Origin of the sequence: Amycolatopsis sp. 3B14 (assembly GCF_050958625.1) — a bacterium.
Classification (GTDB): domain Bacteria; phylum Actinomycetota; class Actinomycetes; order Mycobacteriales; family Pseudonocardiaceae; genus Amycolatopsis_E; species Amycolatopsis_E thermoflava.
Genome location: NZ_JBHZEN010000065.1, coordinates 24,391 through 37,017, shown reverse-complemented (window position 1 = coordinate 37,017; position 12,627 = coordinate 24,391). Strand labels below are relative to the sequence as shown.

At 72.4% G+C, this 12,627-nt stretch carries 10 protein-coding genes; 9 read left to right on the top strand and 1 reads right to left on the bottom strand.

Going from position 1 to position 12,627, the window contains the following annotated elements:
* Positions 1-199 precede the first annotated feature (199 nt).
* Complete coding sequence (locus tag ACCP09_RS32155) at positions 200-1,471, top strand: glycosyltransferase 87 family protein (protein WP_433752491.1); 1,272 nt, start codon at positions 200-202, stop codon at positions 1,469-1,471.
* Positions 1,472-1,475: 4 nt separating this feature from the next.
* Entirely contained in the window at positions 1,476-4,559 is a 3,084-nt protein-coding gene (locus ACCP09_RS32150) for a carboxyl transferase domain-containing protein (RefSeq protein ID WP_433752489.1), read from the top strand.
* 151 nt (positions 4,560-4,710) lie between these two features.
* Here the strand turns inward: ACCP09_RS32150 and ACCP09_RS32145 are convergent, their stop codons facing one another.
* The gene (locus tag ACCP09_RS32145; RefSeq protein WP_027928805.1) at positions 4,711-5,688 is read right to left on the bottom strand and encodes an aldo/keto reductase; all 978 of its coding nucleotides are present in this window, start codon (positions 5,686-5,688) and stop codon (positions 4,711-4,713) included.
* A 100-nt stretch (positions 5,689-5,788) separates the two neighbouring features.
* Here ACCP09_RS32145 and ACCP09_RS32140 point away from each other — a divergent pair, with 100 nt between their 5' ends.
* The 7 genes from ACCP09_RS32140 to ACCP09_RS32110 all read left to right on the top strand — a co-directional run bounded on the left by ACCP09_RS32140 (position 5,789) and on the right by ACCP09_RS32110 (position 12,362).
* Positions 5,789-6,463 carry a DUF998 domain-containing protein gene (locus ACCP09_RS32140; RefSeq protein WP_027928804.1) on the top strand — a complete coding sequence of 225 codons (675 nt, stop codon included), beginning with the start codon at positions 5,789-5,791 and terminating at the stop codon, positions 6,461-6,463.
* 74 nt (positions 6,464-6,537) lie between these two features.
* Positions 6,538-7,299 carry a beta-ketoacyl-ACP reductase gene (locus ACCP09_RS32135; protein ID WP_433752486.1) on the top strand — a complete coding sequence of 254 codons (762 nt, stop codon included), beginning with the start codon at positions 6,538-6,540 and terminating at the stop codon, positions 7,297-7,299.
* 2 nt (positions 7,300-7,301) lie between these two features.
* Positions 7,302-7,754 carry a MaoC family dehydratase gene (locus ACCP09_RS32130; protein ID WP_123685989.1) on the top strand — a complete coding sequence of 151 codons (453 nt, stop codon included), beginning with the start codon at positions 7,302-7,304 and terminating at the stop codon, positions 7,752-7,754.
* Between the two features lie 84 nt (positions 7,755-7,838).
* Positions 7,839-8,858 carry a phosphotransferase family protein gene (locus ACCP09_RS32125; protein ID WP_433752484.1) on the top strand — a complete coding sequence of 340 codons (1,020 nt, stop codon included), beginning with the start codon at positions 7,839-7,841 and terminating at the stop codon, positions 8,856-8,858.
* Between the two features lie 2 nt (positions 8,859-8,860).
* Entirely contained in the window at positions 8,861-10,081 is a 1,221-nt protein-coding gene (locus tag ACCP09_RS32120; protein WP_433752482.1) for an acyl-CoA dehydrogenase family protein, read from the top strand.
* A complete protein-coding gene (locus ACCP09_RS32115; RefSeq protein ID WP_027928799.1) occupies positions 10,078-11,265 on the top strand; it encodes an acyl-CoA dehydrogenase family protein in 1,188 nt (395 codons plus the stop codon). Before ACCP09_RS32120 ends, ACCP09_RS32115 begins: the two co-directional genes overlap by 4 nt.
* Entirely contained in the window at positions 11,262-12,362 is a 1,101-nt protein-coding gene (locus tag ACCP09_RS32110) for an acyl-CoA dehydrogenase family protein (RefSeq protein ID WP_433752480.1), read from the top strand. The genes ACCP09_RS32115 and ACCP09_RS32110 overlap by 4 nt, the downstream gene beginning before the upstream one ends.
* The last annotated feature ends 265 nt before the right edge of the window (positions 12,363-12,627 follow it).

Genomic DNA, 12,627 nt, shown 5'->3' with positions numbered 1-12,627 from the left:
GCCCGCCGCCGCGGGCGCCGGAGCCGCCGGCCCGGCGGCATGAGCGCGGAGGAGTCGTTCCGGCAGCGGCGCGGATCGGCGCGCGCGGGTTTCGCCGGTCACTGGACCGGGGGACCTCCCGCTCCGCGGCGGCGCGCCGGTGCCAAGATGACGATCTTGGGGGACGTGGCAGGGGGCCGCGTCGTGACTGGGGGACACGATGGCGGCGCTCGGCCACGCACGGATCACCCACGCCCGCCTGCGCTGGATCACCCGCGCCGCCGCCGTGGTCCTCCTCCTCACCACGGTCGGCTGGGTGCTCGTCTTCCAGGGCTTCCTCGACCTGCACGTCTACCGCACCGGCGGCTTCGCCTGGCGGACCGGCACCGCGCTGTACGAGCCGGGCTTCGCGGCCCTCGTGCCGGGCATGCCGCTGCCCTTCACCTACCCGCCGTTCGCCGCGATCCTGTTCGCGCCCGTCGAGCTCCTCCCGTGGCATGTGGCGAAGTTCGCGATCAGCCTCGCGTCCGCGGCCGCCCTCGCGGTCACCACCACGATCACCGCCCGGCGCCTGGTCGCCGACCGCGCCGCCGCGGACGCCCTCGGCATGTCGGTGGCCGCCCTGTGGGCGCTCTTCGAGCCGGCCCGGCAGACCATCGGGTTCGGCCAGATCAACCTGATCCTGATGGCCCTGGTCGCCGCCGACTGCCTGCTCCCCCGCACCCGCTGGCCGCGCGGGCTCCTGGTCGGTGTGGCGGCGGCGACCAAGCTCACCCCGGCCGTTTTCGTGCTGCTGTTCCTCCTCCGCGGCCGCTACCGGGCCGCCGCCACCGCGGTCGCGTCCTTCACCGCCTGCGGGCTCGCCGCGCTGCTGCTCGCGCCCCGCGACTCCGCGCAGTACTGGCTGCACACCCTCTTCGACCCGGAACGCATCGGCGGCCTCGCCTACGCCTTCAACCAGAACATCCAGGCCGTCCTGGTCCGCCTGCTGCCCGCGAACACCCTGCTCTGGGCCGTGCTGGCGGCCGCCGTGATGGCACTGGCCGCGACCGCCGCGCGCCGCGCCCGCGACGACGTCACCGCTCTGCTCGCCATCGCCGCGGGCGGGCTCCTCGCCTCGCCGGTGAGCTGGTCGCACCACTGGGTCTGGGTCCTGCCCGCCGCCGTGGCCGTGCTGGTCCGCGCCCCGCGCTGGACCCCGGTGCTGCTGGTCTTCGCCGTCGCGCCGCATTCGTGGCTGCCGCAGACCCACGACCTCGAGATGCATTGGACGTGGTGGCAGCACCTGCTGGGGTCGTCCTACGTGCTGGTGACCATGGTCGCGCTGTATAGGTCGTTATACGCCGGGAATTCGGCATCGGCCCCGATCGTTGAACAACACGGCCGCCGGTTTCGCCCGTCCCGATCTGGCGACACCGGCGGCCCTGGTACCGGCACCGCCCGCCCGGTAGCGTCCGGGGAGTCCGAGGACGTGATCAACACGGTGAGGTGAGACGGTGCCGTCCCTGCTCGTCGCGAACCGGGGCGAGATCGCCGTCCGGATCCTCGGAACCGCCGCCGGCCTGGGCTTCCGCACCGTCGCCGTGCACCCGCCGGACGACGCCGACTGCGCCCACGTCACCCGCGCCGACCACGCGGAACGCCTCGACGGCAGCTACCTCGACGCGGCCGCGATCGTGGCCGCCGCGCAGCGCACCGGCTGCGAGTTCCTGCACCCCGGCTACGGATTCCTGTCCGAAAGCCCCGAACTCTCCCGCCGCTGCGCCGAGGCCGGCATCCGCTTCGCCGGACCGTCCCCGGAAGCCCTCGAACTGTTCGGCGACAAGACCCGGGCCCGCGCACGCGCCCGCGAGCTGGGCATCCCCGTCCTCCCGGGCACCGACGGCCCCACCGACGCGGCCGCGGCCGAGGCGTTCTTCGCCGAGCACGGCGCCGTGATGGTCAAGGCGCTCGCCGGTGGCGGCGGACGCGGCATGCGGCCGGTGACCGACGCCGCCGACCTGCCCGCCGCGCTGCGCCGGTGCGCCTCCGAGGCCGCGGCCGCGTTCGGCGACGGCTCGGTCTACCTCGAACGCCTCCTCCCCCGCGCCCGCCACGTCGAGGTGCAGATCGCCGCCGACGGCGAGACGGTGCTCGCGCTCGGCGACCGCGACTGCAGCCTCCAGCGCCGGCGCCAGAAGCTCGTCGAAATCGCGCCCGCGGCGCTTGACCGGGACCTGCGAAAGCGTTTGCACGAAGCCGCCACCGCGCTCATCGGGTCCACTGTGTACCGCGGTCTGGCCACTGTGGAGTTCCTGGTCGACGGCGACGACTTCGTGTTCCTGGAGGTGAACCCGCGGCTCCAGGTCGAGCACACCGTCACCGAGGAGGTCACCGGGCTCGACCTGGTCGAGATCGGGCTCCGCATCGCCGCCGGCGAGCCGCTGGACCACACCGCCCCCGAGCCGCGCGGGGTGGCGATCCAGGCCCGCGTCAACACCGAGACGGTGCGACCGGACGGGACCGTGCTGCCCGGCGGCGGCACGCTCACCACGTTCCAGCCGCCCACCGGGCGCGGCGTGCGCGTGGACACCCACGGCTACCCGGGCTACGCGGGCAACCCGCGCTACGACTCGCTGCTGGCCAAGGTGATCGTCACCGGCCCCGACCTCGCCGCGGCCGCCGCCCGGGCCCGCCGCGCGCTCGGCGAGTTCGCCATCGCCGGACCGCCCACGAACCTCGCCCTGCTCCGGGCGCTCCTGGCCGAGCCGCTCGACGCGGCCGACACGACGTTCGTGGACCGCCGCCTGCCCGATCTGGTGGACGAGATCGCCGGGCCTGCCGCCGCGCCCGGCACGGTCACCGCGCCGCAGCAGGGTGTCGTGGTGCAGGTGTGCGTGGCCGAGGGCGAGACCGTGACGGCCGGTGCGGAACTCGTCGTGCTCGAGGCGATGAAGATGGAGCACGTGATCACCGCCGAGCGGGGTGGCGTCGTGCTCGGTGTCGCGGTCAAACCCGGCGACGCGGTGAGCGCCGGGGCGGTGCTGGCGACCCTGCGGGAGAACGGCGACACGACCGCGGCCGGCGAGGTGACCGACGCCGATCTCGACCACGTGCGGCCGGACCTCGCGGAAACCCTGGCGCGGCACGAGATCGGCCTGGACGCCGCCCGCCCGGACGCGGTGCGCAAACGCCACTCCGCCGGACGCCGGACCGCGCGTGAGAACGTCGAGGACCTGTGCGATCCCGGCAGCTTCACCGAGTACGGCGCTCTCGCGATCGCGGCACAGCGCCGCCGCCGGGATCTCGGCGACCTGATTCGCCGCACCCCCGCCGACGGCATGGTCACCGGAACCGCGACCGTCGGCGGCCGTCCGGTCGTGGTGCTGGCCTACGACTACACCGTCCTGGCCGGCACGCAGGGCGTGCACAACCACCGCAAGACCGACCGGATGCTGCGGATCGCGCGCGACCGGAAGCTGCCGGTGGTGCTGTTCGCCGAGGGCGGCGGAGGCCGGCCGGGTGACACCGACACCTCCGCGGTCGCCCAGCTGGACGTGCCGACGTTCCGGATGGCCGCCCAGCTGGCCGGCGAGGTGCCGACGGTCGCGATCGTCTCCGGCTACTGCTTCGCCGGGAACGCGGCGCTCGCCGGGGTGTGTGACGTGGTCATCGCGACCGAGGGCAGCTCGCTGGGCATGGGCGGCCCGGCGATGATCGAGGGCGGCGGCCTCGGCGCCGTCGCGCCCGGGGACGTCGGGCCGATGCCGGTGCAGTACGCCAACGGCGTCGTCGACGTGCTGGTCGCCGACGAGGCCGAGGCGGTGGACGTCGCCCGGCGTTACCTGTCCTACTTCGCCGGCCCGGCCGAGGCGGGCGAGCCGGACGACCAGCGACGGTTGCGGCACCTGGTCCCGGAGAACCGCGTCCGCGCCTACGACGTCCGGCCGGTTCTGTCCACAGTGGCCGATCCGGGCAGCCTGCTGGAACTGCGGTCCGGGTTCGGCGCCGGGGTGATCACCGCGCTGGCCCGGATCGGCGGGATCCCGGTCGGCGTGCTGGCGAACAACCCGGGCCACCTGGGCGGCGCGATCGACGGCGACGCCGCCGACAAGGCCACCCGGTTCGTGAACCTGTGCCGTGCCCATTCGCTGCCGGTGGTGTCCTTCGTGGACACTCCCGGGTTCATGGTGGGCCCGGAGGCGGAGAAGACCGCGACGGTGCGCCGGTTCGGCGACCTGTTCGTCGCCGGGGCGAGGCTGACCGCGCCGCTGGTCGCGGTGGTGCTGCGTAAGGCCTACGGCCTGGGCGCGATGGCGATGACGGGCGGTTCGCTGCACGCGCCTGCGCTGACCGTGGCGTGGCCGACCGGCGAGTTCGGCGGCATGGGCCTGGAGGGCGCGGTGCGGCTGGGTTTCCGCAAGGAGCTGGAGTCGATCGCCGACCCGGAGGCCCGTCACGCCCGCTACACCGAGCTGGTCGCCGAGTACTACGAGCGCGGCAAGGCCCTGAGCACGGCGACGGTGTTCGAGATCGACGACGTGATCGACCCGGCGGACACCCGGGAACGGATCGTCCGCACCCTCACCGCCACCACCTGAGCGCGGAACTCGCGCCCGTCGAGTGTGGAACTCACGCGCGCGGACCCACCTGGCCAACGTGGAAATCACACCGCTGGGCGTGGCAGTCACACCCGCGAAGGTGCAACCCACCCGGCCAGGCTTCGCACCCGCGCCCAGCCGGGCCGGCGGCTCACCAGCGGTCGTGCACCTGCGCGCGGATCCGCCGGTCGTACAGCTCCCGAACCGCCTCCAGTGTCGACGGCGGCAGCGGCTCCAGCCCAGCGGCCGCGGCGTTGGCGCGCGCCTGTTCCGGCGACCGCGCGCCGGGGATGACCGACGTCACGCCCGGCTGCTGGATGATCCACCGCAGCGCCGTCTGCGCGGGCGTCGCCCCGGCGGGGGCCAGCTCACTGAACTCCGCGGCCGCCTCCACGCCCGTCGCGTAGTCCACCCCGCTGAACGTCTCGCCCTGGTCGAACGCCTCGCCGTGCCGGTTGAACGTGCGGTGGTCGTCCGCGGCGAACACCGTCTCCTTCGTGTACCGGCCGGACAGCAGGCCGGACGCCAGCGGCACCCGCGCGATGATCCCGACCCCGGCCTCGGCCGCCGCGGGCAGCACCCGCTCCAGCGGCTTGAGCCGGAACGGGTTGAGGATGATCTGCACGCTCGCGGTGCCCGGCCGGGCGATCGCGGTCAGCGCCTCGTCGCAGGTCTCCACGCTCACCCCGTACGCGGCAATGCGCTTCTCCGCCACCAGCGCGTCCAGCGCGTCGTACACCGCGTCCCGCGAGTACACCGGCGTCGGCGGGCAGTGCAGCTGCACCAGGTCGAGCGTGTCCACCCCGAGGTTGGCCCGCGACCGGTCGGTCCAGGCCCGGAAGTTGTCCAGCGTGTACTCGGCCGGGTCGAGCGGCGCGCGCCTGCCCATCTTGGTCGCCACGAACACGTCCGGGTGCTCCCGCAGGAACCGCCCGATGATCTGCTCGCTGCGGCCGTCGCCGTAGACGTCCGCGGTGTCGAAGAACGTGACACCGGCCTCGGCCGCGGCCGACAGCACCGCGAGCGCCTGCTCCTCGCCGACCTCGCCCCAGTCCGCGCCCAGCTGCCATGTGCCGAGCCCGACCACCGACACCGCCCGGCCGGTCCGGCCGAGTACCCGTTGCTCCATGCCGCCGATACTAGGCGCACCCACGGACCGTCCCGCGGCCGCGCGCAAACCGCCCGCGAGATCACAAAACCCCCACACGAGCGCACTTAAGCTGGACCGGGTGACCACCACCCCGGCCCCCACCCGCGCCCCGCGGATCCTCGCCCTGGCCTGCCTCACCGCGATCGCCGGGGGCGCCGCGCTCGTGCTGCTGCTGCAGTTCCTCCCGCCCACCGACCAGATCAGCCCGGTGCGCCGCACGATCAGCGAGTACGCGCTGAGCGCCAACAAGTGGATCTTCGACGTCGCGGTCCTGCTGATCGCGGTCGGCTCCGCGGTGCTGTTCGCCGCGCACGTGCTGATGCGGGCACTGCCGGTGCGCTCGGCCGCGGTCGTGCTGGGTGCACTGTGGACGGTGAGCCTGCTGGTGGTCGTCGCGTTCCCCAAGACCGACTGGTCCGTCGGGCCGAGCCTGGGCGGCGTCGTGCACCGCTACGCCAGCGTCGTCGGGTTCGTGTGCCTGCCGGCCGGGCTGCTGTTCGCCGCGCGCCGCATCTTCCCGGACTCGCCGGGCTGGCGCTGGGCGGCGCGCGTGCTGGCGATCGTCTCGCTCGCGTGGTTCGGGCTCATCCTCGGCGCGGTCGGCTACATGCTGGCCGGCGGCGGCCCGTGGTGGCGCACGATCCCGCTGGGCCTGGTGGAACGCCTGCTCGCGGCCACCGAACTGCTCGCGCTCGCCACACTGGCCGTCCCGTTACTACGATCGAACCGAGCCGAGGTGACCCAGGTCACTTAGGCGCTCCGGGCCGGAGGCGAGTAGCTTTCTAAGCGCTCGCTTACCGACGCGCTCAACGACGAGGAGGAGTTCCCGTGACCGAGTCCCACTCCCGGGTCGCCATCGTGACCGGCGCCGGCCGAGGCATCGGCGCCGCTGTCGCGCGCAAGCTGGCCTCGGACGGTTTCGCCGTCGCACTGCTGGACCTCAACGAGGAGTCCGTGAAGCAGGGCGCGGAGGACATCGTCGCGGCCGGCGGCAGGGCCATCGGGGTCGCGCTCGACGTCAGCAACACCGAGCAGGTCGAGGCCGCCGTCGCCCGCGTCGCCGAGGAGCTGGGCGCGCCGACCGTGCTGGTCAACAACGCCGGCATCACCCGGGACAACCTGATCTTCAAGATGACCGACGAGGACTGGGACTCGGTCATGAACGTGCACCTCAAGGGCTCGTTCCTGATGACCCGCGCGGTCCAGAAGCACATGACCGAGCAGCGCTGGGGCCGGATCGTGAACCTGTCCAGCACCTCGGCGCTGGGCAACCGCGGCCAGGTCAACTACTCCGCGGCCAAGGCGGGTATGCAGGGCTTCACCAAGACGCTGGCCATCGAGCTGGGCAAGTTCGGCGTCACCGCCAACGCGATCGCGCCGGGCTTCATCGAGACCGACATGACCGCGGCGACCGCCGAGCGGCTGGGCGTGCCGTTCGAGGACTTCAAGGCCTTCGCCGCCAAGGAGATCCCGGTGCAGCGTGTCGGCAAGCCCGAGGACATCGCCAACACCGTGTCGTTCCTGGTCAGCGAGGGCGCGGGCTTCGTGTCCGGCCAGGTCATCTACGTCGCCGGCGGACCGAAGGACTGAGCATGCGCGTCTTCAACGGACTGGACGAGTTCACCGCCGCGGTCGGCGAGCGGCTCGGCGTCAGCGACTGGCACACCGTCACCCAGGAGCAGGTCAACACGTTCGCCGACGCCACCGGGGACCACCAGTGGATCCACGTCGACATCGAGAAGGCCAAGCAGGGCCCGTTCGGCGGGCCGATCGCCCACGGCTTCCTGACGCTGTCGGTCCTGCCGCTGCTCTCGGCCGCCACGTACCGCGTCGACGGGCTGAAGATGGGGATCAACTACGGCCTGAACAAGGTCCGGTTCCCGCAGCCGGTCAAGGTCGGCTCGAAGATCCGCGGGGTCGCCGAGCTGGCCGAGGTCACCGACGTGCCCGGCGGCAAGCAGGTGGTGACCCGGTGGACGATCGAGATCGACGGCGAGGCCAAGCCGGCGTGCGTGGCCGAGTGGGTCACGCGCCTGATCGCCTGACGCGCGAGCCCGCCTCCGGGCGGGCTTCCGCTACGGTAGGGACATACCGACTGGTCGGTATAGCTATCTGGACAAGGAGGCCTAGTGACCCAGCAGGACCTGCCCGGACTCGACCTCGCACGGCTGCGGGGCTACCTGGACGAGCACTCCCCCGGGCTGGTCGGCGGCCCGCTGACCGGTGAGGTGGTGCAGGGCGGCCGCTCGAACCTGACCTACATCGTCGGCGACGGCACGAGCCGCTGGGTGGTCCGCAGGCCGCCGCTGGGGCACGTCCTGCCCACCGCGCACGACATGGCCCGCGAGCACCGTGTGATCAGCGCGCTCGCGGACACGCCCGTGCCGGTGCCGCGCACCATCACGCTGTGCCAGGACGCCGAGGTGCTCGGCGCGCCGTTCTACGTGATGGAGTTCGTGCCGGGCACGCCCTACCGCGCCGCGAGCGAGCTGGAGGCGCTCGGGGCGGAGCGCACGAAGGCGATCGCCGAGTCGCTCGTGGACACCCTGGTGGACCTGCACGCGGTCGACCCGTCCGCGGTCGGGCTCGGCGACTTCGGCCGCCCGGAGGGGTTCCTGGAGCGGCAGGTGCGCCGCTGGAAGAAGCAGCTGGACGCCTCGCGCAGCCGGGACCTGCCGGGCATCGACGACCTGCACGACCAGCTGGCCCGCGCCATCCCGGCGTCCGGGCCTGCGGCCGTCGTGCACGGCGACTACCGGCTGGACAACGTGCTCGTCGACGAGACCGACCGCATCACCGCGGTGCTGGACTGGGAGATGTCCACGCTCGGCGACCCGCTGACCGACCTGGCCCTGCTGGTGGCCTACGCCGAGCGCGGCAAGGTCAACCTGGAGATCGTGTCCAACGTCAGCACCGCGCCCGGCTACCCGGGCACGGACGAGATGATCGCCCGCTACGCGGCCCGGTCCGGTCGGGACGTCTCGGCGCTGGACTGGTACGTCGGGTTCGCGTTCTTCAAGCTGGCGGTGATCCTGGAAGGCATCTACTACCGGTTCAGCCAGGGCAAGACCGTCGGCGCCGGCTTCGACCAGATCGGCGCCGCCGTGGTCCCGCTCGTCACCCTCGGCCTCGACACCCTCAAGGACTGATCATGGATTTCACGTTCGACGCCAAGACTGAGGAGCTGCGGACGAGGCTTCTCGAGTTCATGGACTCTCACATCTACCCCGCCGAGCCGGTCTACGAGGAGCAGCTGGCCGAGCGCGAGAACGAGTGGACCTTCCCGCCGGTCGTCGAGGACCTCAAGGCCGAGGCGCGCAAGCGGGGCCTGTGGAACTTCTTCCTGCCGGGCGAGCACGGCGCGGGGCTGACGAACCTGCAGTACGCGCCGCTGGCGGAGATCACCGGCCGCAGCCCGCACCTGGCGCCGGTCGCGCTGAACTGCTCGGCGCCGGACACCGGGAACATGGAAGTGCTCGCGATGTTCGGCACCGAGCAGCAGCGCAAGCAGTGGCTGCAGCCGTTGCTGGACGGTGAGATCCGCTCGGCGTTCGCGATGACCGAGCCGGACGTGGCGTCCTCGGACGCGCGCAACATCGGCACCAGCATCCGCCGCGACGGCGACTCCTACGTGATCACCGGCCGCAAGTTCTACATCACCGGCGCGATGAACCCGAACTGCAAGATCTTCATCGTGATGGGCAAGACCGACCCGGATGCCGAGCCGCACCGCCAGCAGAGCCAGATCCTGGTGCCGCGGGACACGCCGGGCGTGCACGTCAAGCGCGGCATGAACGTGTTCGGCTACACCGACGGCTCGCACGGCGGGCACGCCGAGGTGGTCTTCGACGAGGCGCGGGTGCCCGCGGAGAACCTGATCGGCGAGGAGGGCGACGGGTTCGCCATCGCGCAGGCCCGCCTGGGCCCCGGCCGGATCCACCACTGCATGCGCTCGATCGGCATCGCTGAGCGGGCCATCGAGATGATGTGCCGCCGCACGCTGGGCCGGTCCACGTTCGGCAAGCCGATCGCCGAGCAGGGCGTGGTGCAGGACTGGATCGCCGAGTCCCGGGTGAAGGTCGAGCAGCTGCGGTTGCTGGTGCTCAAGACCGCGTGGCTGATGGACACCGTCGGCAACCGCGGCGCGCACACCGAGATCCAGGCGATCAAGATCGCCACCCCGAAGACCGTGGAGTGGATCCTGGACAAGGCGATCCAGGCGCACGGCGCGGGCGGGCTGTCGCAGGACTACCCGCTCGCCGAGATGTGGGCGGGGATCCGCACGCTCCGCTTCGCCGACGGACCGGACGAGGTCCACAAGCGCTCGCTCGCCCACCGCGAGCTGAAGAAGTACCGATCGGAGGCCCGATGAGCACGCTGACCGCCGACGACCTGCGCGCGCGGGTGGGTGAGTTGCTCGCCGCCCACCCGCCGGCGAGCACGGACCGGCTGGAGTTCCTGCGGGCGCGGTTCGACGCCGGGCTGGCCTGGGTGCACTACCCGGCCGGCCTCGGCGGCCTGGACGCGCCGCGTGAGCTGCAGAACGTCGTCGAAGCCGAGCTGGCGAAGGCCGGCGCGCCGGACAACAACCCGCGCCGTATCGGCATCGGGCTGGGCATGGCGGCGCCGACCATCCTGCGGTTCGGCACCGACGAGCAGAAGCAGCGCTACCTGCGTCCACTGTGGACCGGCGAGGAGGTGTGGTGCCAGCTGTTCAGCGAGCCGGGCGCCGGATCGGACCTCGCGGCGCTGGGCACCCGCGCGGTGCGCGACGGGGACGAGTGGGTGGTCAACGGGCAGAAGGTGTGGACGTCGGTCGCGCACATCGCCCGCTTCGCCATCCTGGTCACCCGCACCGACCCGGACGTGCCCAAGCACCAGGGCATGACGTACTTCATCTGCGACATGACCGATCCCGGTGTCGAGGTGCGGCCGCTGCGGCAGCTCACCGGTGAGGCGGAGTTCAACGAGGTGTTCCTGTCCGGGGTGCGGATCCCGGACGCGAACCGGCTCGGCGCGGTCGGCGAGGGCTGGAAGGTCGCGCAGACGACGCTGATGAACGAGCGCGTGGCGATCGGCGGCAACGCGATCCCGCGCGAGGGCGGCCTGATCGGGATGGTGTCGAAGACCTGGCGGGACCGGCCGGAGCTGCGCACGCCGGAGCTGCACGACCGGTTGCTGAAGTTGTGGGTGCAGGCCGAGGCGGCGCGGCTGGCCGGCACGCGGTTGCGCCAGCAGCTGGCCGTCGGCGCGCCGGGTCCGGAGGGCTCGGCGATGAAGCTGGCGTTCGCGAACCTCCAGCAGGCGCTGACCGGGCTGGAGATCGAACTGTCCGGTGAGGACGGTCTGCGTTACGACGACTGGACGTTGCGCAGGCCGGAGAAGGTCGACATGCTCGGCCGCGGGCCCGGGTACCGCTACCTGCGGGCGAAGGGGAACTCGATCGAGGGCGGCACCTCCGAGGTGCTGCGCAACATCATCTCCGAACGCGTGCTCGGGCTGCCGTCCGAGCCGCGGGTGGACAAGGACGTCGCGTGGAAGGACCTGCCGCGGTGAGCGATCTGCTGTACTCCGAGGTCGAGGAGGACCTCCGGGCGAGTGTCCGTGACCTGCTGACCGACCGGGCCGGGTTCACGTCCGTGCTGGCGCGCACCGAAAGCGCCGAACCGTACGACCTGAAGCTGTGGCGCACGCTCACCGCGGATCTCGGGCTGGCCGGGCTGGCGGTGCCGGAGGAGCTGGGCGGGCAGGGCGCGTCGTACCGCGAAGTGGCGGTCGTGCTGGAGGAGCTCGGGCGGTCGGTGGCGCCGGTGCCGTTCCTGGGCAGCGCGGTGCTGGCGACGGCGGCACTGCTGGCGGCCGGTGACACCGAGCTGTTGCCGCGGCTGGCGGGCGGTGAGCTGATCGGGGCGCTGGCGGTGCCGCTGACCACGGCGCCGGACGCTGGGTTTCCGGGTGGCGTGTCGGCCAACACCGAAGGTGCGCTGAGCGGTTCGGTGCGGACGGTGGCGGACGCGTCGGTGGCGGACGTGCTGGTCGTGCCCGCGGTGGGCCCGGACGGCCCGGGGCTGTACGCGGTGGAAAAGGCCGGGGCGACGGTGACCGAGGCGGTGTCGCTGGATTTGACGCGCCGGCTGGCGGACGTGTCGTTCGACAACGCGTCGTCGCGGTTGCTGGCTTCGGGGCCGGGCGCGGAGTCGGCGTTGCGGCAGGCGTTGCTGGTGGGCGCTGGGTTGCTGGCGTCGGAGCAGGTCGGGGTCGCGCAGTGGTGTCTGGATGAGACGGTCGCGTACCTGAAGCAGCGCTACCAGTTCGGGCGGCCGGTGGGTTCGTTCCAGGCTCTGAAGCACCGGCTGGCGGACCTGTACCTGGAGATCGTGTCGGCCCGCGCGACGGCGCGTTATGCCGCGGACACGCTGGCTACGGGTGATTCGGATGTGCCGGTCGCGGTGGCGGTGGCGCAGTCGACGTGCTCGGCGGTCGCGTTGCACGCCGCCGAGGAGTCGGTGCAGCTGCACGGTGGCATCGGGATGACCTGGGAGCACCCGGCGCACCTGTACCTCAAGCGCGCCAAGAGCAGCGAGCTGGCGCTCGGCACGCCGGGGCGGCACCGTGCTGCGTTGGCGGGGTTGGTGAATCTGCCGCCCGCGTGAGTTGCGGGGTTCGCGGGTTTCGGGGGCCGGTGCCGGTGGTGCCGGCCCCCGTTTTTGTTGATCTGGGGGCCGTTCGCGGGGTGGCGGAACGGTGAGCCGGATCGTGCGGCCGCGAATCGCGCGGTCGTTCAGGCGACAAACCCGGTTGCCCGGTTACGAGCGAGTGGGGCAGTCATGGCGATCGTGATCCGATGCTGGTCCAATCGCAGCCACACCAGTGGGCACCTCGCGCCGCACGAGCGGACATGTCGCGCCGCGCGAGCGG